The following is a 21,500-nucleotide window of genomic DNA, read 5'->3' as shown; positions in this document are numbered from 1 at the left end:
GGAAACCCTCCTTGCGGTGCACTACATCGTGTAGTTTACGACAGGCTTGCCCTGAAGCGGACTTGAGGTCCTACGCTCGGGAGACGTCCGGAAGCCCCAGGAGGGAAGCGTTCCATGGCCGTTCAGCTGAACCACACGATCGTTCCGGCGCGCGACGAGGAGGAGACCGCCGGCTTCCTCGCCGAGGTCCTCGGCCTCGCCGCCCCGGTCCGCAGCGAACCCTTCCTGGTCGTCCGGCTCGCCAATGACGTCTGCCTGGACGTGATGCGGACCGACGGCCCGGTTCCCACCGGGCACTACGCCTTCCTGGTCGGCGACGAGGAGTTCGACGCCATCCTCGGCCGGGTCCGGGAGCGCGGACTCACCTACTGGGCGGACCCCTTCCACCGCCACCCCGACCGGGTCAACGACTGGTTCGGCGGCCGCGGCGCCTACTTCGAGGACCCGAGCGGCCACAATCTGGAGATCATGACCCGGGCCTCCGGCGACAGCCGGTGAAAACATCCGACGGTACGTCAACTCCGCTGCGGTGCAACCTGGCAGAGAGCGGACGTGGACGGGATCGATCCGCCCCCGGGCGGGTTGGCCTCCCGGCGTGATCGAGACCAAGGGGCCGGTGCACCGGCCGGGAGACGCCGACTACGACGCCCGACGGACCGGCTACAACCTCGCGTTGGACCACCGCCCGGCCCTGGTGGTGGCCGCCGCCGACCGGGCGGACGTGGCCGCCGCCGTCCGGTACGCCGCCGCGCACGGCCTGGCCGTCGCCGTCCGGGCCACCGGCCACGGCGTCTCCGTCCCCACCGACGGCCAGTTGGTGATCGACACCTCCGGCCTGGACGGCGTCACCGTCGACCCGGCCGCCCGCACCGCCACCGTCCGGGCCGGCGTCCGCCGGCGCGACGTGCTCGCCGCCGCCGCGCCGCACGGCCTCGCCCCGCTCAGCGGCTCCAACCCGGACGTCGGAGCGGTCGGCGGCCGGGACGCCGGGTACCTGGCCTTCTCCACCGCGATGATCGGCCCGGTCGGCCTCGACGCGCTGCGCGCCGCGCACTCGGCCCTGCACGAGCGGCTGCGGCCGTGGGCCACCGGCGGGACGTTCGCCAACTTCCTCGGGTTGGACGACGCCGGCCCGGCCACCGTGCGCACCGCCTACCCGGAGCCGCTCCACCGGCGGCTGACCGGGCTCAAGGCGGTGTACGACCCGGGTAACCTGTTCCGGCTCAACTTCAACATCCCGCCCGCCTCCTGAGGGCCCCCGGCCGCCCGCCCCGCCCGCTCGGTCCGGCCCCGCCCGCTCTGCCCGCCTGCCCGCCTGCCCGCCTGCCCGTTCGGCCGGTCCGTCCGGGCCGGTCGCCGGCGTTCCCGGCAACGGTCCGCGCCCGCCGCGGGCTCTGAGGGGGCGAGGAGGTGCTCATGGGAGCCAAGAAGGCCGAGCGGGACGCGGAGTTCAACGCGTTCGTGACCGGTGCCTGGCCACGTCTGCTGCGCACGGCGTTCCTGCTGACCGGGGACCGCTATCTGGCGGAGGACGTGGTGCAGACCGCGCTGGAACGGACCTACGTCGCCTGGGGGCGGGTCACCAGGGCCGACGAGCCGTACGCCTATGTGCGCCGGATCGTGGTGAACGAGCACGCCCGCCGCTTCCGGCGCCGGGTGCGGGAGCAGCTGGTCACCGCCGTGCCGGATCGCTCCGGACCGGACGGCTTCGAGCGGCTGGACGACCGGGCCGCGCTGCTGGAGGCGCTCGGCACGCTGCCGCCCGGACAGCGCCAGGCGGTGGTGCTGCGGTACTGGGAGGACCTGAGCGAGTCCCAGGCCGCCGCCGCGATGGGCTGCTCGGTGGGCACGGTCAAGAGCCAGGCCTCGAAGGGCGTCGCCAAGCTGCGCGGACTCTCCTCACTCATCGGCATGACGAGCATCGGAGGTGCGGCATGAACCACGACGGTACGCCCGCGGACACGGCGGTCGAGGACGGCGCGGAGGTGGCGCTGGCGCTGGCCGGGCTGGCCCGCACGATGGAGGCCGGCCCGGCGCCGTACGCGGCCGTGCTGGCCGGCGGGCGGCGGCGGGTGGTGCGGCGGCGGGCGTCGCTGGGCGGCGCGATGGCGCTGGCCCTGGTCGCCGCGCTGGGCGGGGTCGCGGCGGTGAACGGCGGGGCGGGAGCATCGACGGACGGCGCCACGGTGCTCGTGGTCTCCGCCGCCGGCGCCTCCGCCGTCCTGGTCCCGGGTGCCGCCCCGGTGCCGGGTGCCGCCCCGGTCCCGGGCGCCGCCCCGGTCCCGAAGGACCCCCGCGACCCCTTGGACCCGGTCCGGACCCAGGTGCTCGCGGGCACCGTGAACGGCCGGCCGTGGAGCGTCTGGGCGGCCCTGTGGCCGGCCCCGGGCAAGGAGCGGATGCACGAACAGGCCCGGCTGATCTGGGCGGAGGACGCCTCCGCCGGCTACACCTGGCCGGCGCCGACCAAGGACTCCATCGACCGGGACGGGCGCCCGGACGCGGACCGCGTGGTCTTCTACTACTCCCTGGACGGCACGCGGCTGGCGACTCCGGCGCAGGCCCTGCTCACACCGCCGGGCTCCGCGCCGGGCTTCGTCGACGCCCCGGACGAGCGGTTCCCCAAGGTCTGGCTGGGCCGCCAGGCCAAGAACGGCGAGGCCGACCCGCTGTTCCTCGTTCCCAAGGCCCAGGCCGGCCTGGTCGGTCCGGACGTCGCCCGCGCCGAGGTGCGGTGGAGCGACGGCGTCACCGCCGAGCCCGGAGTGCTCTCCTTCGGCGACTCCGAGGCCCGCTGGATCGCCGTCACCAAGCGCGGCATCCCGGCCGAGCTCCGGCTCTACGCCGCCGACGGCTCGCTGATCGCCACCGACGCGAAGTGGCTGGACAGCTGACGGGGTTGGCGCGGTTGACGGGGTCGGCGGCCCGCCGGTGCCACGGGCCGGGAAGCCCGCGGCAGCGGCCGTCCTGCGTCAGTGCACGCCGAGCGAACTCGGCCGGGGCGTGCGGTCCGGGGCGGGCGGCAGCCGGCGCCGGATGTGCTGGGCGGTGAGCGCGAGCGGCAGGTAGCCGAGCGCGGAGGCCGAGGCGTGGGCCCGGTCGGCGAAGTCGGCGGCCCGGCCGGACTCGCCCTGCTGGAGGGCCGCTTCGGCGAGCCCGACCAGCGCGTGCAGCTCGGCCCGCCGGTAGCCGAGCCGGCCGGCCAGGGTGAGCGCGGCGCCGTACCTGGCGGCGGCGGTGGCCGGGCAGTCGACGGCCAGCGCGGCGGCGCCGGTGGCGTTGAGGCACTCGGCCTCGGTCCAGCGGTCGCCGTGCGCCTCGGCCGCGTGCAGGGCCTCGCGCGCCGAGGTGTGGGCCTCCTCGGCCCGCCCGGCCTCGGCGTGCAGCACGCTGAGGATCGCCAGCACCAGCGCCTCGGCCCGCCGGTGGTTACCGGTGCGGCCGAGCGACAGCGCCGCCCGCAGCGACTGGAGGGCGTTCCCCGGCCGGCCCAACGCGGCGTGCGCCATGCCGAGTTCGACCAGGGCCATGGTCTCCAGGGCCTCCGAGCGGCTGGTGCGGGCCAGCCGCAGGCAGCGGGTGTAGTGGCGGTAGGCCTCGGGGCGGTTGCCCGAGTCGAACTCGGTCCGGGCGAGCGCGGCGAGCGAGACGGCCAGGCCGATCGGGTCGCCGTTGCGGGTGTGCAGCCCGACGGCCGCGGTGAGCAGCGTCCGGGCCTCGGCCAGGGTGCCGCGGATCCAGGCGGCGCGGCCGAGCTGGTCGAGCGCCGCCGCCTCGATCTGCGGCCGGCCGAGTTCCCGGCCGAGCGCCAGCGCCAGCCGGGCGTAGCCCTCACCGTCCGCGACCAGGGCGGAGTTGTGCTTGGCGTCGCTGAGGTTGAGCAGCATGACCGCCTCGGCGCCGCGGTCCCCGGCCCGCCGGGCGGCGGCCAGACCGGACTCGGCCAGCCGGCACCACTCGGCCAGCAGGGCGTGCTGCTTGCAGAACCCCCGTAGCGCGTCGGCGAGTTGCCAGGCGACCGGGAGCGGTCCGGACTCGGCGGCGTAGCGGACGGCGGCGGTCAGGTTGACGAACTCCGCGCGCAGGTCCGCACCGTCCTCCTCCCGGGAGGCGCAACCCGGGTCCGGGGTGACCACGCCCGCCTGGTCGACGCTGCGGCGCGGGGCGGGGCCGCCGGCGCCCGCCGCCGCGGCGGTCGCCACGTACCAGCCGAACAGCCGGCCCAGCGCGGCGGTCCGTTCGACGGCCGTCAGCCGCTGGTGGGCGTGCTCGTGGGCGAACAACTGGAGCAGCTCGTGCGGGAAGCGGTAGCGGTCGTCCACCCGCTCCAGCAGGTTGGCGACCTCCAGCTCGCGCAGCTGCCGGCCGGCCGTGGCCGCCGTCGAGCCGGTCATCGTGGCGGCCGCGGCCACCGTGAAGTCCGGTCCGGGGACGAGTCCGAGCAGGCAGAAGAAGCTGCGCACATCGGGGCGGAGCAGGTCGTAGGAGAGGCCGAGCGAACCGGCCAGCGCGGTCTGCGCCTCGTCCGGGATGGAGAGCGCGGCCACCCGGTCGACGGCCAGCTCCCGGGCGATCCGGCCGAGCGGCACGTCGGAGCGGTAGGCGGCGTTGGCGGCGACGATCCGCAGGGCCAGCGGCAGCCCGGCGCAGAGCCGGACGATCTCGTCCACGGCGGCCGTGTCGTCGCCCTGCCCGGGGTGGAGCAGCGCGTCGACCAGCCGGCGCGCCTCGGCGGCGGGCAGCACCGGTACGACCAGCCGGTGCGCGCCCTCCCGGACGGTCAGGCTGACCAGCCGGCGCCGGCTGGTGACCAGCACGGCGCTGCCGCCGCCGCCCGGCAGCAGCGGCCGGACCTGGTCGGCGTCCCGGGCGTTGTCCAGCACCACCAGCACGCTGCGGCCGGCCAGCAGGGAGCGGTAGAGGCCGATCCGCTCGTTGACCCCCTGCGGCACCCGCTCGGCGGGCACCCCGAGGGCCCGCAGGAAGCCGCCGAGGACCTCGGCGGGGCCGCACGGCGCGGCCCGTCCGTGGCCGTGCAGGTCGATGAAGAGCTGGCCGTCCGGGAACAGTGCCGAGGCCCGGTGGGCGACGTGCAGGGCGAGCGCGGTCTTGCCGACCCCGGCGGTGCCCTCCAGGCAGACCAGCGGCAGGGTGCCGTCGGTGGGGCGCAGCAGCTCGGCGAGGCGGTCGATGTGCTCCCGGCGTCCGGTGAAACCCCGGGGGCCGGGCGGGAGCTGTGCCGGTCTGGGAATGTCCGGCGCGGTCGGCCGGGGCTCCGGGGCGGGCGCCGGCCCCGGTCCGGAACCGGCGGCCGGCCCCCGCCGCGGCTCCGCGGGCGGGGCCGGGCCCGGAGCGGACCCGGCGGGCTCCGCCGGGGCCAGCCGCAGTACCCGCTCCTGGGCGGCCCGCAGGTGCGGTCCCGGGTCCAGGCCGTGCTCCTCGGCGAGCAGCCGGCGGACCCGCTCGTACACCTCCAGCGCCTCCGCCTGCCGTCCGGACTGGGCCAGCGCCAGCACCAGTTGCGCCTGGAACCGTTCGCGCAACGGGTGTTCGGCCGCCAGCCGGCGCAGCTCCGGGATCCGGCCGGCCAGCCGGCCCAGCTCCAGCTCCAGGTCGAAGAGGTCCTCCAGGGCGCCGAGCCGGGCCTCGGCCAGCCGCAGCCGCAGCGGCTCGATCCCCGGCCCGTCCACGCCCTGGGCGAGCGGCCCGCGCCAGAGCGCCACCGCCTCGGTGAACGCCTCCGCGCCGCCCGCCGCGTCGCCGGTCGTCCGCCGGGTCCGCCCGTCGGCGAGCAGTTCCTCGAACCGCTCGACGTCCACCGTGCCGGACGCGGCGAGCACGTACCCGGCGTCCGTCCAGGCCAGGGTGGCCAGTCCGGCGAGCGCCCGGCGCAGCCCGGAGACGTACTTCTGCACCAGGTTGACGCTCCGTCCGGGCGCCTCGGCGCCCCAGACCAGACTGACGATCCGTTCGGTGCGCACCGGGCGCCCGCTGTTGAGCAGCAGCACGGCCAGGACCGCCCGCTGCCGGGGCGGTCCCAGGTCCGCCGCGCTCTGTCCCCGTCTGACCCGTACCGGTCCGAGCACCTCGAACCACACGTCGTCAGCCAACGCTCCCCCCAAAGCAGTTGTGACGTCTCGCCCCCACGCGGACGTTACCACCGGGCGGGGGGCTGAACCCGGATCGTTATCTCTTCGTTTGTGTAAGCTCAGCCGATCTTGGGCAGGGACATGACCGGCGTTCATCCCGCCCCGTTCTCCGGGCGACCCCTCGCGTCGCGCCGTCGCCGCGCCGTGCCCCGCGCCGCTTCCCGGAGCCTTCCCGATCCCTTCCCGGCGCCTTCAGCGGACGGTCAGCGCGCGGCCGGACAGTTGCCGCAGGCCGGGAACCGCGAGGACCCCGGCCGGCGCCGCCGGGGGGACCGGCCCGTCGTACCGAGGCAGACCGAACCGCCCTTTCGCGCCTTCTATCCGGGAAACCGACGTTGCCCACGGGGGGATACACCATGAACGCCACGCCCGAGTTGCTGAGACTGGCGGACTCCGACGAGTCCCTGGGCCACCGGCCCGCCGCCGAGCTGAGGTTCGACTCCACCGTTCCGCGCGACCTGGTGCACCGCGCCGCCATCGCCGAGGTGTTCGTCACCGACTCGGCCCGGGTCGGCGACCCGGACCCGGCGAGCGACGAGCACACCTTCGAGGTCGCGGCCCAGCTGCCGCGCGGCCACGTCGTCGGCGAGCGCGGCGGGAGCTACGACTTCCTGCTGCTGATCGAGGTCCTGCGGCAGTCCGGCGTGCTGGTCGCGCACCGCTACCTGGACGTGCCGCTGGACCGCGCCTTCATCTTCAGCGCCCTGAACCTCACCATCTCCGGCCTGGAGGCCCTGCGGATCGGCCCGCGCCCGGCGCACGCCGTGCTCTCCACCACCGTCCGCCCCAAGCGCAACCCGGCCGGCCGGGTGCTCGGCTTCGACTTCACCGGCACCTTCTGGCTGGACGGCGAGGCGGCCATCGTCGGCTCGGGCTCGCTGACCTTCGTCACCAACCGGGCCTTCCAGATGCTGCGGGCCGGCAACCGCAAGAAGCTGGACGGGCGTTCGCCGCGCCACCCGCAGCTGCTGCGCTCCGCGCCGTCCCTGGTCGGGCGGCGGGACGCGTTCAACATCGTGCTGACCGAGCCGTCCGTCAGCGAGTCCGGCACCGCCTCGGCGATGCTCGTGGTGGACACCGACCACCCCCACCTGTTCGACCACCAGCTGGACCACGTGCCCGGCAACCTCCAGCTGGAGGCCGCCCGCCAGCTCTCCGTGGCCGCCGTCGCCAAGCTGCACGGACTGCCCGCCGAGAGCCTGGTGGTCACCGCGGCGCGGGCCGAGTTCTCCGACTTCGCCGAGCTGGACCTGGTGACCAAGGCGGTCGCCGAGGTCGGCGACGCCAGCTTCGACGGCGCGCTCGGCGCCGTCACCGTCCCGGTCGTGATCACCGTCTCCCAGGAGGGGAGCACCGTCGCCTCCCTCGCCATCGAGGTGACCCAGTGGAGCTGAACCACATCGTCCCGTCCGCCGACGGCATCGACACCGTGGTCCTCGACTACGGCGGCGTGCTGACCAACCCGCTCGCCGAGACCTTCACCGAGTTCGGCATGCGCACCGGCCTGGACCTCCAGGCCGTCGGCACCGCCTTCGCGGCCGCCACCGCGCGCTACGGGATCAGCCCGATGGCCGAGCTGGAGGTCGCGGCGATCACCGAGCAGGAGTTCACCGAGCGGCTGCTGGCCGAGCTGCCGCCCGGCTCCGCCGCCGCCCTCGGCGGCCGGCCGTTCGGCGAGCTGTGGTTCCAGGGCCGCCGGGCCAACGCCGGACTCGTGGACTTCGTCCGCCAGCTGAGGTCCAGCGGCTACCGGACGGCGCTGCTCACCAACAACGTGGTGGAGTGGCGCCCCCGGTGGCAGGCCACCCTCCCGGTGGCGGAGCTCTTCGACGCGGTCGTGGACTCCTCGGCCGAGCGGGTCCGCAAGCCGGACGCGGAGCTCTACCTGCGGCTGCTGGAGCGGCTGGACACCCCGGCCGGGCGCTGCCTCTTCATCGACGACACGGCCGAGAACCTCGACGCCGCCCGGCGGCTCGGCTTCCACACCGTGCTCTTCGAGAACACCGCGCAGACCATCCGCGAGGTCTCCGAGCGGCTGACCGCCCAGGCCCTGCGCGAACTCTCCAGCCGGCTGGGGCACCCCCTGGTGGAGGACCTCGGCCGCCCGGCCGACGGGGCGCTCCGGTGACGGCGGCGCCGCCGGTCCTCGTGGTCGGCGCCGGCCCCACCGGACTGACCGCGGCCTGCGCGCTGCTCCAGCACGGCGTGCCGGTCCGCCTGGTGGACCGCCGGGAGTGCTTCGCCGCCGAACCCAAGGCCCTGGTGATGTGGAGCGGCGCCCTGGAGGCGCTGCACCGCCTCGGCGTGGCCGACGCGGTCGCCGAGCGGGCCCTGCCGCTCACCGGCGCCTCCTACTGGTCGAACGGCCGCCGGCTGGCCGGCGTCTCGTTCGGCACGCTGGCCGACACCCGCTTCCCCGGGCCGCTCTGCGTGCCCCAGCCGGTCACCGAGGAGCTGCTCTACGAGCGGCTGCTCGGCCTCGGCGGGCGGGTCGAGTGGGCCACCCGGGCCACCTCGGTCGAGGTGGCCGGCGACCGGGCGGTGGTCCGGCTGGAGTCGGCCGGCGGCGCCGAGACCGTCTCCGTCCCCTGGCTGATCGGCGCCGACGGCGTCCGCAGCACGGTCCGCGAGGCGATCGGCGTCCCCTACGAGGGCAGCAGCTACGACCGGGAGTTCGTGCTCGGCGACGGCCGGATCGCCGGCGACCTGCCGCCCACCGAGGCGCAGTACCACCTCGGCCCGGACGGCGTGCTGGTCCTGGTCGCGCTGCCCGAGGGCGGCCACCGGATCTTCTTCGACCTGCCCCCGGGCAGCCGGACCGGACCGCCGGACGACGCCGAGCTCCAGCAGCTCCTGGACGCCCGCGGCCGGGGCCGCTGGACCGTCCAGGAGACCTGGTGGACCAGCCGCTTCCGGGTGCACACCAAGGTGGCCGCCCGGTTCCGGCACGGCCCGGTCTTCCTGGCCGGGGACGCCGCGCACGCCCACAGCCCGGCCGGCGGCCAGGGCCTCAACACCGGTGTCCAGGACGGCTTCGACCTCGGCTGGAAGCTCGCCGCCGTGCTGCGCGGGGGCGACCCGGCACTGCTCGACAGCTACGACCCGGAGCGCCGCCCCACCTCCGCCCGGGCGGTGCGCAACTCCGAGCGCCAGACCAAGCTCTGGCTGCTCAAGCCGCGCCCGGCCCGCGCCCTGCGCGACCTGCTGCTCGGCGTCCTCTCCCGCAGTGGCGCCCTGGAACGCCGCATCGTTCCGGAACTCGCCCAGCTGGACCTCGATCTGACGGCCAGTCCGGCCGTCGGGCGCACGCCCGCGCCGGGCGGTCCGACCCCCGGCCGACGGCTCGGTGACGCACCGCTCCGCCCGGTGGGCGGAACCGGTGCCACCTCCCTGCACGGCTACCTCGCGACCGGCCGGCACACGGTGCTGGTCGCCGGGGCCGGGCAGGAGGCCGCGACGGCGGCCGAGGAGGCCGCCACCGAGCTGACCCGGCGCGGCGTGCGCGACCTCGCCGACGTACTGCTCCTGCTCCCGCCGGACGGGCCGCTGCCCGCCCCGGCGGGGCCGGCCGGCCACGACCTCGCGGCCGGCCGGCTTCCCGGCGGGCAGGCCGGGGCGGCGGCCCTGGCCTGCCACCTCCGTCCGGACGGTGTGGTGGCCCGGGTCGTGGCCCTGGACCGGCCGGGCCGGGTGGGCGAGCTGCTCTCCGCGCTGCCGACCGGGCAGCGTTCCGCCACCCCCGCTCCGTGAGGTTCCCGATGCTCAAGCGACTCGGCCGGGTGGTCACCGCCCGGCCCTGGTCCGCCCTCCTCTTCGTCGTGGTGTTCCTGGTCAACGCGCTGGTCGTGGGCGCCGGGGTCACGGACCGGCTGCACAACGGCGGCACCGCCGACCCGGGCTCCGAGTCGGCGCGCGCCGCGGTGCTGCTGGAGCGCTCCTTCCCGGCCAGCTCGCCCAACCTCGTCCTGGAGGTCTCGGCGAAGGCCGGCGGCTCGGTGGACGCCCCCGAAACGGCCCGGGACGGTGCCCGGCTCGGCGAGCGGCTCGCCTTCGAGCCGGACGTCGTCGGGGTCACCTCGTACTGGCAGACCGGTGTCGAGGGCCTGCGCTCCGCCGACCGCGGCACCGCGCTGATCCTCGCCCGCATCGAGGGCGACGAGAACCGCGCCAAGGAGGTCTTCGACCGGCTGGCCCCCCGCTACCGGGGCAGCCCGGCCGGGCTGGAGCAGCTGGACGTCCGGCTCGGCGGCACCGTCGCGGTCCGCGAGGAGATGCAGACCACCATCGCCGACGACCTGGCCCGGGCCGAGCTGATCGCGCTGCCGATCACCCTGCTGATCCTGGTCCTGGTGTTCCGCGGCCTGGTCGCCGCCCTGCTGCCGCTCGCCGTCGGGATCTGCGCGATCCTCGGCACCAACGCGGCGCTGCGGGTGATCACCGGGTTCACCGAGGTCTCGGTGTTCGCGCAGAACCTCACCACCGCACTCGGGCTCGGCCTCGCCATCGACTACGCGCTGCTCATCGTGCGGCGCTTCCGCGAGGAGCGCGAACGCGGCCTGGAGGTCCGCGCGGCCGTCGCCACCACGCTCGACACGGCCGGGCGCGCGGTGCTGTTCTCGGCGCTGACCGTCGCGGTCTCGCTCTCCGCCATGCTCGTCTTCCCGCTCTACTTCCTGCGCTCCTTCGCGTACGCGGGCATCTCCGTGGTGCTGATCGCGGCCGCCGCGGCGCTGATCCTGCTGCCCGCCCTGCTCACCCTGCTCGGCGGCCGGATCGACGCGCTCACCATCCGGCTGCCCCGCCGCGCCGCGCGCGCCGGCCGGCCCGCCGGGATGGGCTGGCACCGCACCGCGACCCTGGTGATGCGGCGCGCCCCGCTGTTCGCGCTGGGCATCACCGCGCTGCTGCTGGTCGCCGGACTGCCGTTCCTGCGCGTCCAGTTCGCCGCCGCCGACGACCGGCAGCTGCCCACCGGCTCCGAGTCACGGGTGGTCCAGCAGACGATCAGGGACGGCTTCACCGCCAGCGCCACCGGTGTCATCGACGTGGTGGTGCACAGCGGGGCGAGCGCGGCCACCGGCGGTGCCGGCGCCGCCGCCGACCCGGACCGCGAGACGCTCGGCCGGTTCGCCGCCCGGCTCTCCGCGCTGCCCGGCGTCACCGAGGTCTCCACCCCGCTCGGCGACTACCGCTCCGGCGCCGCCTCGGGCGAGTCCGGCCCGGCCGACAGCGTCCGCACCGCCGACGGCCTCGGCCACCTCTCGGTGGTGCCCGCCGCCGGCCGGGGCGACGTCTCCCAGGCCAATCAGGACCTGGTCGGCGAGATCCGCCGGGCCGGCGCCGAGTTCCCCGGCCTGCGGCCGGTGGTCGGCGGCCAGGCGGCCTCCCTGGTCGACAGCAAGCACGCCATCGCGGTGCGACTGCTGCCGGCCGGCGCGCTGATCGTCGGCGCCACCCTGCTGCTGGTCTTCCTGCTCACCGGCAGCCTGCTGATCCCGCTCCAGGCGGTGGTGCTGAACGCGCTCAGCCTGACCGCGATGTTCGGCGTCGTGGTCTGGGTGTTCCAGGACGGCCACCTGTCCGGCCTGCTCGGCTTCACCCCGACCGGCGCCGTCGAGACCACCCTGCCGGTGCTGATGTTCTGCGTCGCCTTCGGCCTCTCCATGGACTACGGCGTCTTCCTGCTCTCCCGGGTCAAGGAGGAGTACGGACGCGGCCGCGACCCGCGCAAGGCCGTCGCCGACGGCATCCGGCACACCGGCGGGCTGATCACCGCGGCCGCGCTGATCCTCTCGGTGGTGCTGGTGGCGATCGGGACCTCCCGGATCACCAACACCAAGATGCTCGGCCTCGGCGTCGCGCTCGCCGTGCTGGTCGACGCGACCGTGGTGCGCTGCCTGCTCGTCCCCGCCGTGATGGCCCTCGGCGGCCACGCCACCTGGTGGGCCCCGGCGCCGCTCAAGCGGTTCCAGGAACGCTTCGGGCTGCGCGAGGAGCCGCTCGCCGCCCCGGCGGGCGGGGGCGGGACGAAGGAGCACCCGGACGCCGGCCCCGCCACCCCGGGCGATCCCGGTCCCGATCCCGACCACGGCCACGACCCCGACCCCGACCACGGCCCCGGGCCCGTCCTCGCCGCGAAGGAGTCCTGATGACCGACCAGCCCGCCCCGCCGGGCCGCGTCGTGGTCACCGGCGCCACCGGCCTGCTCGGCGGCGCCGTCGTCCGCGACCTGCTGGCCGCCGGCCACCGGGTGACCGCCCTGGTCCGCGACCGGGAGAAGGCGCAGCGGCTGCTGCCCGCCGACGAACGGCTCACCGTGCTGGCCGGCGACATCACCGACCCGGCGGGCTACCGGCGGGCCCTGCCCGGCGCGAGCGGCGTCATCCACACCGCCGCCTACTTCCGCGAGTACTACCAGCCGCAGCCCGACCTGCGCCGGCTGCACGCCGTCAACGTCGACGCGGTGCTCACCCTGCTCCGCGAGGCCGTGGACGCCGGTGTGCCCCGGGTGGTGCACACCAGCTCGATCAACACCGTCGGCCGCGGCAGCACCGGCTTCCCCGCCGACGAGGACACCCCGCCGCCCGCCGACTGGCAGCGCAACGGCTACCGGGCCAGCAAGGTCCGCGCCGAGCAGGCCGTCGCCGACTTCTGCGCGCGCGAGGGCCTCACCGTCCCGCTGGTGCTGCCCGGCTGGATGTGGGGCCCCGGCGACGCCGGACCCACCTCGGCCGGCCGGCTCTTCCTCGCCGTCGCGCACGGCGAACTGCGCGCCGTCCCCCGGGCCGGCAACCACGTGGTGGACGCCCGGGACGTCGCCGCGGCCTGCGTCCGCGCGCTGACCCACGGCACCGGGCTGCGCCGCTACATCGTCGCCGGCTCCTGGTACGGCCTGCACGACCTGGTCACCGGCATCGCCGCGGCCTCCGGCGCCACCCCGCCCCGGCAGATCCCGGCCGGCGCCGCGCTCGCCTTCGCCACCGCACTGGAGTACGGCGCCAAGCTGCGCGGGCGCCCCCCGGTGGCCACCCGCGAAGGCGTCCGGGTGCTGCTCGACGGCACCCGCACCCGGCTCTCCTCCGCCCGCGCGGAACGGGAGCTCGGCGTCACCTTCCGCCCGCTCGTACAGACCCTGGCCGACGAGGCGCGCTGGTACCGCGACCAGGGGCGGCTGCCGTCATGACACCTCCCGCATCCCCCTCCCCGGGCCCAGCCCCGACCCCGGACAACGAAAGGGCCGCGACCGTGCCCCGTTCCAGGAAGACCGCCGTACTGACCGTCGCGGCCGCGCTGATCGCCCTGACGCCCGCGGTGGCCGCCGTCGCGGCCCGCTCCGACGCCACCCCGCCGCCCGCCGCGTCCGACGCCGCCGGCCCGGGCGCCCCGCCGCCCGGCGCCGAGCAGGCCGCCGCCGACACCAGGACCAGGCTCGCCGCCGAGTCCATCGTCGACATCCCGGTCCGCTTCACCGTCCAGAACGTCAACCGCACCCTGGCCGCCTGCCCGGTGGACGGCCGGACCTACCAGGTCAGCGGCCACCTCACCGCGCCCAAGGCGGTCCTCGACGGCGGCGCGGGACCGCGCACCGTCACCCTCTACGAGCACGGCATCGCGGCCGGCGAGTGGTACTGGCGCCTCGACGCCCCCGGCTACCACCACGCCGAGGAGCTGGCCAAGAAGGGCCACGCCTCGCTCACCATCGACCGGATCGGCTACGGCGCCAGCGACAAGCCCGACGGCTTCGGCAGCTGCATCGGCGGCCAGGCCGACATCGCCCACCAGATCGTGGAGCAGCTGCGGGCCGGCGGCTACCGCACCGAGCAGGAGGGCCGCACCCCCGTCGCCTTCGACAAGGTCGTGCTGGCCGGCCAGTCCAACGGCGGCCAGGTCTCCCAGATCGAGGCCTACTCCTTCCAGGACGTCGACGGCCTGGTCCTGATGGACTGGACCGACCTCGGCCTCACCCCGCAGGCCAACGCCCGCTTCTTCTCCTCCCTGCAGACGTGCCTGCGCGGCGGCTCCGCCGCGGACGGCGCGGGCGGCCCCGGCGGCTACGCGTACTACGACCTCGGCACCGAGGAGTTCAAGGCCGGCAACTTCAACGACACCGAGCCCGGCGTCGTCGCCCTCTCCGCCCCGCACCAGAACCGCCACCCCTGCGGCGACATGGCCTCCCAGCTCGGCTCGGTCCTGGTCGACCTGCGCCACCTCAAGGACATCAAGGTGCCGGTGCTCTTCCTCTACGGGGAGAAGGACGCCCGCGTCCAGGGCGGCGCCGAGCACCGCGCGCTGTTCACCGGCACCACCGACACCCAGCTCGTCGAGATCCCCGCGGCGGGCCACTACATGGGCATGGCCCGCAACGCCCCCCAGGTCCACGCCTCCCTGGCCGACTGGCTGACCAAGCACCAGTTGGGCTGACCCGAACGCCCGCCGGGGGCGCACCGTCCCCACCTCACGTCTGGAGACCAGTTGTCATGACGCTCACCCTCGAACCCGGGGTCGACCAGCGGGTGCCGCTGCTGCGGAGGCTGGGCCGACTGCTGGTCGACCGGCGGCGGGCCGTGCTGATCGCCGGCACGGTCCTGCTGGTGATCGCCGCCGCGCTCGGCGCCGGCGCCCAGAAGGCGCTCTCGCTGTCGCGCTTCGAGGCCCCCGGATCGCAGTCCGACCAGGCGGAGCAGGTGCTGCACCGCGAGTTCGGCCACGGCAGCCCCAATATGATCCTGCTGGTCACCGCCAAGCACGGCACCGTGGACGACCCCGCCGTCGCCGCCGCCGGCCGGGCGCTGGCCGACGAACTGGCCGCCTCGGCGGGCGTGCGCACCACCGGCTCCTACTGGGCGCAGGGCGACAGCCCCGCGCTGGCCGCCACCGACCGGAGCAAGGCCCTGGTCACCGCCTGGCTGGACGGCACCGCCACCGAGTCCCGGGAGCGGCTCGCCGACCTCTCGCCGAAGTTCACCCGCGAGACCGCCGACGTCAAGGTCGAGGTCGGCGGCCAGGACGAGGTGTTCCGGCAGGTCGGCGCCCAGGCCCGGAAGGACTTCCTGGGCGCCGAGGCGATCGTGCTGCCGATCGTCCTGCTGCTCCTGCTCGCCGTCTACCGCCGCTGGTCGGCCGCCGGGCTGACCATCGGCGTCGGCCTCTTCTCGGTGCTCGGCACGCTGACGCTGCTGCGCGGCGTCACCCTGTTCACCGAGGTCTCCACCTTCGCCGCCAACCTGGCCCTGGTGATGGGCCTGGGCCTGGGCATCGACTACAGCCTGTTCGTGATCTCCCGGTTCCGCGAGGAGGCCGCGGCCGGCCACGACAAGCACACCGCCGTGGTCCGCGCCGTCGAGCGGGCCGGCCGGACGGTGATCTTCAGCGGGATCACCGTGGCCATCTCGCTGCTCGCGCTGTTCGCCTTCCCGTTCCCCTTCCTGCGCTCCTTCGCGTACGCGGGCGTCTTCGTGGTGCTCACCGCGATCGTCGGCGCCGTCGTCCTGCTGCCCGCCGCGCTCGCCGCCGTCGGTCACCGGGTGCTGCGCCCGGGCGCCGCCGGGGCGGCCCGTCCGGTGGAGGACGGCCGCTGGTACCGGCTCACCCGCCGGGTGATGGAGCGCCCGCTGGTCTGGGGCACCGCCGTGGTCGCCCTGCTGCTGCTCGTCGGCGCGCCGTTCCTCGGCGTGAAGTTCGGCCTGCCCGACGAGCGGGTGCTGCCGGCCGACGCCAGCAGCCGGGTCGTCCAGCAGCAGGTCCGCGACGGCTTCCCGGCCCGCGAGACCGACGCCCTCCAGGTGGTCGCCACCGGCGTCGCCGACGCCAGGGGCACCACCGGCCCGACCGACGCCTACGCGGCCAGGCTCTCCACCCTGCCCGGCGTCTTCCAGGTGGACACCTTCACCGGCTCCTACGCCGACGGGAAGCTGCGCACCGGCCCGACCGCCGACTCCGCGCGGTTCGCCACCGGCTCCGGCGTCTGGCTCACCGTGATCCCCGAAGAGGCCGCGCTGGCCGGGGACATGCCCGGGCTGGTCGGCAAGGTCAGGGACGAGGCCGCGCCCTACCAGGTGCAGGTCGGCGGCTTCCCGGCCGACATGACCGACTTCCGCTCCCGGCTGCTCTCCGCGCTGCCGCTGGTGGCGGGCCTGATCCTGGTGCCGACCTTCATCCTGCTCTTCCTGATGACCGGCAGCCTGCTGATCCCGGCCAAGGCCACCGTCTCCAACCTGCTCAGCCTCACCGTGATGTTCGGCGCCCTGGTCTGGGGCTTCCAGGACGGCCACCTGGCCGGCCTGCTGGACTTCACCTCGGCCGGGTCGATGGAGCCCAGCATCCCGATCCTGATGTTCTGCATCGCCTACGGGCTGTCGATGGACTACGAGGTCTTCATCGTCTCCAGGATCAAGGAGGAGCACGACCGCGGCGCGGACACCCCGACCGCCGTCGCCACCGGCATCCAGCGCAGCGCCCCGCTGATCACCGCCGCCGCCGGCATCCTGGCCCTGACCTTCGCGGTCTACGCCACCGGCTCGGTCGTCTTCCTCAAGGAACTCGGCGTCGGCCTCGCCCTCGCCGTCCTGGTCGACGCCGTCCTGGTCCGCGCCATCCTGCTCCCCGCCGTGATGCGCCTCGCCGGCCCCGCCAACTGGTGGGCCCCCGCCCCCCTCCGCCGCCTCCACACCCGCTTCGGCCTCACCGAATAACCCCCCCCCGGCCCGGGGCGGCTCCCCCGCCGCCCCGGGCACGACGAAGGCCCCGGAGAGCGAACTCTCCGGGGCCTTCCGCCTTCTCAGGCACCTGTGGCCAGGGCCGGGGTCGAACCGGCGACCTTCCGCCTTTCAGGCCAAGCCGTAGCGTTGGGATGCCCCAGCAGCCGACGATGCATCGGGATGCTCCGGTCCAACTCCACGCCGCCGAGATAGCTGGACACCTCCACCTGCATGACCTCATGGAGATCGCCGACCTGATCCTGGCCCAAACCGGTGACGGTGGCGACCGCGAGGTTGACGGAGTCGAGCAGAGTGGTGAGCCCGGGGACCGTGAACGTCTTCCACAGGTCAGGCTCACGGGCAAGAATGTGTGCGGCGATGTCCGCAGACTTGGCGCCCTGGCCGAGTACGCCGTAGATGGCCAGGCTTGCGACCGCGACCCCGGTGTCGCGTCGGTACTCGGGGACGACGCGCAAGAGTTGGGTCATCACCTCCCGCTGGAGGTGGCCTGGAAACAGCAGCTTGTCCTCATCGAAGAACAGGGTCACGTCCAGCCGGTTCACGCTCTTCCTCTCCTGGGGGCGAGCAGGGTGTGGAGCTTCCCGACTGCTCGCCGCTAGCTCGTTGCGGAAGTCGGCCGCCGTCAGTCCGGCGGGAGATCGAAGAGTCGATTCCTGCATGTACTCGAACTGCGACTGGGCCGGCGTCTGAGGCTGGCCGAAGACGAGCGCGGAGACTCGGACCTGCCCGTCCTCCAAGACGGAACGTACGAGGCCAAGGCCGGAATACTCCAGTGGATTGCGTGCGGCATCGTGCAGTGTGCCGGATGCTGTCGAGGTGGTGAGCCACCGCGGGTCGAAGCTGATGAGGACGGATCGCTCACCAATGCGAAAGAAGAGGTGGGGATCTTGCTCAGGTGCTCCGGTGAGCTCCATCGGAGGGGACTTCGGCGCGTTGCGGCATCGCATGCGGGCCTCGAAGGAGACCAGCATGCCGGGGTGCACCCGCTTGATGGTGCTTTCGCAGAGCGCGGTTGCCTCTGTGTCCCAGGTCTCGAACACAGGCTTGACGAGATGAACGAACTGCCCGGCTGCCAGCCCTTGCCGGAGAAAGAGAGGCGCGGCCACGTCGAGTCCCGCTCTCCTGGCCGCACCGAGGACTGCGGTACCGTCCGAAAGCATCGGAATTCGTGGCAGGTTGACGAAATCAACACAGGAGAATCGCGCTCGCCAGGTCGACTTGCGAAGCTCCTCGGCCAGCGTTTCGTCAGTGGGCCCGGCGTCCGCGGAGCTGGCGGCGGTCGTGACATTGACATCACCGAAGATGCATCCCGCCTGGATGACCGGTCCGGAGACCTGACCGGAGACCTCATTCTGGATCTTCGCCAGCGTCGGTCGGCACTCTCCGGCACCCCCCCAGAAGCTCCAACACCCCTCCCAGTTCAGGTTTTCCACTGTCCATTGGGCAATCCACACTACTGTGCGGGGGCCTGCATGGAGGTGGTCGCGCGGCTGGCATGGGTAGGCTGCGCGGGCGTGGCAGAGCAGGACTGGGCCGAAGACCGTCAGGGAGCGGGGATGCTGAGCGCAGTGAGATCGTTCAGTGGAACTCGGTCATTGCATGAGTGAGTACCAGTACTACGAGTTCCTGGCGATCGACCGACCGCTGACCAGCGACGAGCAGGGGCAACTGCGGTCGCTGTCCACCCGGGCCCGGATCACCGCGACCAGCTTCACCAACGAGTATCAGTGGGGCAACTTCCGCGGTGACCCTCGGCGGATGGTGGAGCAGTATTACGACGCCCACCTCTACCTGACTACCTGGGGCACCCATCAGGTGATCCTGCGCCTGCCGAAGGGGCAGCTCCCGCTGCGGTTGCTGGAGCCGTACTGCTTCGACGAGTACGTCGAAGCATGGACGACCAAGACTCACCTCGTCCTGGACCTGCGCAGCGAGGACGAGGGTGGAGACCGGGACGAGGGTGCCGAGGACTCACTGAGTGCCATCGCCGGAGTGCGGGCCGAGCTGGCCGCCGGGGACCGCCGCGCCGTGTACCTCGCATGGCTGTCCGCCGTCGGCGCCTGGGCGCTCCAGGAGGACGACGAGGAGGCCTACCGGGCAGCGGTCGAGCCCCCGGTCCCGGCCGGGCTCGACCGGCTCACCGCACCGCAGCGAGCGCTCGCGGACTTCCTGCGGGTCGACGCCGACCTGCTGGCGGTCGCCGCCCGGGCCAGCCCGCCCGCCCCCGCACCTCGGAAGATGCCCAGGAAAAAGGAACTGGCGCCGCTGATCGCCGCACTTCCCGAAGAGGAGAAGGACGACTTCCTGTTGCGCCTCGCGCTGGGCGACGAGCCTCAGCTGGGAGCCGAACTCGTGCGCCGGCTGCGCGGCGAGCCGTCGGCCGTGACTGTGCCGGGGCAGCGCTCCGCCGCAGAACTGCTGGATGCCGCGCATGCGCGAGTCACGGAACGCCGGCAGCGCGCCGAGCGGGTTCGAGTCGAGGCGCGGGCGACGAAGCTGACCGTTCTGGCTACCGACGAGGAGGCGATCTGGCGCGAGGTCGAGAACCACGTCGCCCGTAAGCAGGCGGCCCGCTACGACGTTGCCACGGCCCTCCTGGTCGAGCTCCGTGACGCCTGCGACCACGTCGGGCGCGGTCCTGAGTTCCGGCAGCGGCTGGCTGCGCTCCGCGACCAGCACCAGCATCTGCCTGGCCTGCTGCGTCGACTCGACGACCGGGCACTGCGAGGCTGATACCTGTCCGTCCCGCTTGTCGGGCGCGCGGAGGGGCACCAGTGGTCCAGGCGGAGATCCAGCACCTGGGGTCAGTGGCCCTCGGTCCAGAACTGCTGGAGTCGCGCGATCGCCTGAGCCTTGTCCAGCTCGGCTACTTGGTCTTCGGTGAGTCCGATGCGATTGATCAGCAGGTGGACCAGATCTGCGGGAAGCGCCTCACGTGGTGGCTCGGGCGCGCCTCGATCAGGGAGTGTGCCGTCCAGGACACACGGCCAGAAGACATCCTCTGTCACGTCCAGCTGATCGCGGAGGATGTGTGCCCACATGCTCGCGCCGTACACGGTGCGGTCGACCGGATGCGACACCCGGGTGCGCAGAATGCGCCCATCGGAGAGCCCGAACTCGTAGGTGATGTGGTGGGTGCCGGTGCGGCCGCGCGCGTCACGTACGCGTTCCCAGCCTTCGACCTTGCAGAAGTGCTCGTGTCGTTCGCGTGTCGGCTGAGGCCAGGTCACTTCGCGACTCCGAGTAGCCAATCCCGGAGCTGCGCGTCGTCGCTGAGGCCGATCAGCTGCACCAGGCCCCAGTTGTCGCGGTGGTTCGGAGCGGTCAGGAGTCGGTCCTGCCAGTCCTCCGCGTACTCGCGGAGCGCGCCGATCATCTCGTCGATGGCCTCGTCGAACGTACCGCCGTCCGCCGCGACCGGCAGACCGGGGAAGAACACCGACCAGCCACCGCCCTCGGCGACCACCTCGGCCCTGGACGGGCACAGCAGCGTGAGGGCGTGGCGCAGCCGCCCTGCGTCGACCACGGCCGCGTATTCGGCGTCCCGGCGAACGGTTGCGACACGACCCTGCCCGGCTGCGTCGAGCAGGTCTTTCAGGTGTGCTCGGGCTTCGGTGTAGCTCTCGTAGTGGACCGCCGTCATGGGAAGCCTCCTCGTCTGAGAACCAGGATCGCTCTGCGGTAGAAGTACGTCAAGTACGTCAAGTACGTCACGTGCTCGGTGCCCGGGAGGGCATTGACCGTCCGCTGTGCCGTTGGCGTCAGACGACACAAAAATGCCCCCGAAGCGAGCTGCTTCGAGGGCATCGTGCCTGGTCAGGCTATGTGGCCAGGGCCGGGGTCGAACCGGCGACCTTCCGCTTTTCAGGCGGACGCTCGTACCAACTGAGCTACCTGGCCGTACTGCACCGTCTCTTGCGAGACGAGCGATCCCGACGGGACTTGAACCCGCGACCTCCACCTTGACAGGGTGGCGAGCTAACCAACTGCTCCACGGGACCTCGTAGTGGCGAACCACCAAGGTCTTGCGGCACAACACTTTACTACGGTACTGCGTGCCCCCAACGGGATTCGAACCCGTGCTACCGCCTTGAAAGGGCGGCGTCCTGGGCCACTAGACGATGAGGGCTTGCGGCCTGTCCCGCTGTTTCCAGCGTTCGGGGACGTCGAGAAGCATATGGGATGTGGGGCCGAACGCCAAAACGGGTTTCGGCCGGGCGGGCGGTGGGGGTCAGGACCAGCCGAGTTCGTCGAGCTCGTGGTCGTCGAAGCCGAAGTGGTGGGCGACCTCGTGGATGACCGTGGTGCGGACCTCCTCGACGACCTGCTCGTGGGTCTCGCACAGGCGCAGGGTCGGGCCGCGGTAGACGAGGATGCGGTCCGGCAGGACGCCGGCGTACCACTCGCCGCGCTCGGTGAGCGGGGTGCCCTCGTAGAGGCCGAGCAGCTCGGGGTCGGCGGGGTCGGGCTCGTCCTCGACGAAGACGGCGACGTTGTCCATCATCGCCGCGAGCTGCGGCGGGATCCGGTCGAGCGCGTCGGCGACCAGTACCTCGAACTCTTCCCGGGTCATCTCCACCGGTTCATTGTCGGGTCTGCGGTGACGGTGTGCCAGGCGGTCGGGGCCGGTGTT

General features: G+C 73.8%; 17 protein-coding genes and 3 tRNA genes. 12 read left to right on the top strand and 8 right to left on the bottom strand.

Annotated features, from left to right (window positions below):
* Positions 1-114 precede the first annotated feature (114 nt).
* The 4 genes from ACFZBX_RS04855 (at position 115) to ACFZBX_RS04840 (ending at position 2,894) form a co-directional block, all read left to right on the top strand.
* Positions 115-498: a VOC family protein gene (locus ACFZBX_RS04855; protein WP_391531543.1), complete on the top strand. Its 384-nt coding sequence runs from the start codon at positions 115-117 to the stop codon at positions 496-498.
* A 97-nt stretch (positions 499-595) separates the two neighbouring features.
* Complete coding sequence (locus ACFZBX_RS04850; protein WP_391531542.1) at positions 596-1,252, top strand: FAD-binding protein; 657 nt, start codon at positions 596-598, stop codon at positions 1,250-1,252.
* A 164-nt stretch (positions 1,253-1,416) separates the two neighbouring features.
* Positions 1,417-1,938: a SigE family RNA polymerase sigma factor gene (locus ACFZBX_RS04845; protein WP_391531541.1), complete on the top strand. Its 522-nt coding sequence runs from the start codon at positions 1,417-1,419 to the stop codon at positions 1,936-1,938.
* Positions 1,935-2,894 carry a hypothetical protein gene (locus tag ACFZBX_RS04840; protein ID WP_391531540.1) on the top strand — a complete coding sequence of 320 codons (960 nt, stop codon included), beginning with the start codon at positions 1,935-1,937 and terminating at the stop codon, positions 2,892-2,894. The genes ACFZBX_RS04845 and ACFZBX_RS04840 overlap by 4 nt, the downstream gene beginning before the upstream one ends.
* A gap of 78 nt (positions 2,895-2,972) precedes the next feature.
* Here the strand turns inward: ACFZBX_RS04840 and ACFZBX_RS04835 are convergent, their stop codons facing one another.
* On the bottom strand, positions 2,973-6,110 hold the full coding sequence (locus ACFZBX_RS04835; RefSeq protein ID WP_391531539.1) for a BTAD domain-containing putative transcriptional regulator: 3,138 nt from the start codon (positions 6,108-6,110) through the stop codon (positions 2,973-2,975).
* Between the two features lie 395 nt (positions 6,111-6,505).
* Between ACFZBX_RS04835 and ACFZBX_RS04830 the strand changes: the two genes are divergently transcribed.
* The 7 genes from ACFZBX_RS04830 (at position 6,506) to ACFZBX_RS04800 (ending at position 16,840) form a co-directional block, all read left to right on the top strand.
* Complete coding sequence (locus ACFZBX_RS04830; protein WP_391531538.1) at positions 6,506-7,543, top strand: ScbA/BarX family gamma-butyrolactone biosynthesis protein; 1,038 nt, start codon at positions 6,506-6,508, stop codon at positions 7,541-7,543.
* Positions 7,534-8,277 (top strand): HAD family hydrolase, encoded by a 744-nt coding sequence (locus ACFZBX_RS04825; protein ID WP_391531537.1) that lies wholly within the window; start codon positions 7,534-7,536, stop codon positions 8,275-8,277. Before ACFZBX_RS04830 ends, ACFZBX_RS04825 begins: the two co-directional genes overlap by 10 nt.
* The gene (locus ACFZBX_RS04820) at positions 8,274-9,899 is read left to right on the top strand and encodes an FAD-dependent monooxygenase (protein ID WP_391531536.1); all 1,626 of its coding nucleotides are present in this window, start codon (positions 8,274-8,276) and stop codon (positions 9,897-9,899) included. The genes ACFZBX_RS04825 and ACFZBX_RS04820 overlap by 4 nt, the downstream gene beginning before the upstream one ends.
* A gap of 8 nt (positions 9,900-9,907) precedes the next feature.
* Positions 9,908-12,298 carry an MMPL family transporter gene (locus tag ACFZBX_RS04815; protein WP_391531535.1) on the top strand — a complete coding sequence of 797 codons (2,391 nt, stop codon included), beginning with the start codon at positions 9,908-9,910 and terminating at the stop codon, positions 12,296-12,298.
* Complete coding sequence (locus tag ACFZBX_RS04810) at positions 12,298-13,332, top strand: NAD-dependent epimerase/dehydratase family protein (RefSeq protein ID WP_391531534.1); 1,035 nt, start codon at positions 12,298-12,300, stop codon at positions 13,330-13,332. Before ACFZBX_RS04815 ends, ACFZBX_RS04810 begins: the two co-directional genes overlap by 1 nt.
* A 62-nt stretch (positions 13,333-13,394) precedes the next feature.
* A complete protein-coding gene (locus ACFZBX_RS04805) occupies positions 13,395-14,570 on the top strand; it encodes an alpha/beta hydrolase (protein ID WP_391531533.1) in 1,176 nt (391 codons plus the stop codon).
* Positions 14,571-14,626: 56 nt separating this feature from the next.
* Positions 14,627-16,840, top strand: coding sequence for an MMPL family transporter (locus ACFZBX_RS04800; RefSeq protein ID WP_391531532.1), 2,214 nt, complete (start codon positions 14,627-14,629; stop codon positions 16,838-16,840).
* Positions 16,841-16,926: 86 nt separating this feature from the next.
* Here ACFZBX_RS04800 and ACFZBX_RS04795 read toward each other — a convergent pair whose 3' ends face one another.
* Positions 16,927-18,300: a hypothetical protein gene (locus ACFZBX_RS04795; protein ID WP_391531531.1), complete on the bottom strand. Its 1,374-nt coding sequence runs from the start codon at positions 18,298-18,300 to the stop codon at positions 16,927-16,929.
* A gap of 166 nt (positions 18,301-18,466) precedes the next feature.
* Here ACFZBX_RS04795 and ACFZBX_RS04790 point away from each other — a divergent pair, with 166 nt between their 5' ends.
* On the top strand, positions 18,467-19,600 hold the full coding sequence (locus ACFZBX_RS04790) for a hypothetical protein (RefSeq protein ID WP_391531530.1): 1,134 nt from the start codon (positions 18,467-18,469) through the stop codon (positions 19,598-19,600).
* Positions 19,601-19,671: 71 nt separating this feature from the next.
* On the opposite strand, the gene ACFZBX_RS04785 is transcribed toward ACFZBX_RS04790, so the two are convergent.
* From ACFZBX_RS04785 to ACFZBX_RS04760, 6 genes are all read right to left on the bottom strand, one after another.
* Positions 19,672-20,097: a cytotoxic translational repressor of toxin-antitoxin stability system gene (locus tag ACFZBX_RS04785; RefSeq protein WP_391531529.1), complete on the bottom strand. Its 426-nt coding sequence runs from the start codon at positions 20,095-20,097 to the stop codon at positions 19,672-19,674.
* Positions 20,094-20,510: a prevent-host-death protein gene (locus ACFZBX_RS04780; RefSeq protein ID WP_391531528.1), complete on the bottom strand. Its 417-nt coding sequence runs from the start codon at positions 20,508-20,510 to the stop codon at positions 20,094-20,096. The genes ACFZBX_RS04785 and ACFZBX_RS04780 overlap by 4 nt, the downstream gene beginning before the upstream one ends.
* A gap of 183 nt (positions 20,511-20,693) precedes the next feature.
* A tRNA-Phe gene (locus tag ACFZBX_RS04775) sits at positions 20,694-20,767 on the bottom strand.
* Positions 20,768-20,794: 27 nt separating this feature from the next.
* Positions 20,795-20,868 (bottom strand) — tRNA-Asp (locus tag ACFZBX_RS04770).
* Positions 20,869-20,923: 55 nt separating this feature from the next.
* Positions 20,924-20,996, bottom strand: a tRNA-Glu gene (locus tag ACFZBX_RS04765).
* A 102-nt stretch (positions 20,997-21,098) separates the two neighbouring features.
* Positions 21,099-21,440, bottom strand: coding sequence for a metallopeptidase family protein (locus ACFZBX_RS04760; RefSeq protein WP_380761629.1), 342 nt, complete (start codon positions 21,438-21,440; stop codon positions 21,099-21,101).
* Positions 21,441-21,500: the final 60 nt, after the last annotated feature.

The sequence above is a fragment of the Kitasatospora sp. NPDC008115 genome (assembly GCF_042957205.1).
In the GTDB taxonomy this organism is placed as follows: domain Bacteria; phylum Actinomycetota; class Actinomycetes; order Streptomycetales; family Streptomycetaceae; genus Kitasatospora.
The sequence above is the reverse complement of the archived record's forward strand: the minus strand, read 5'-3'. Positions and strand labels throughout refer to the sequence as shown.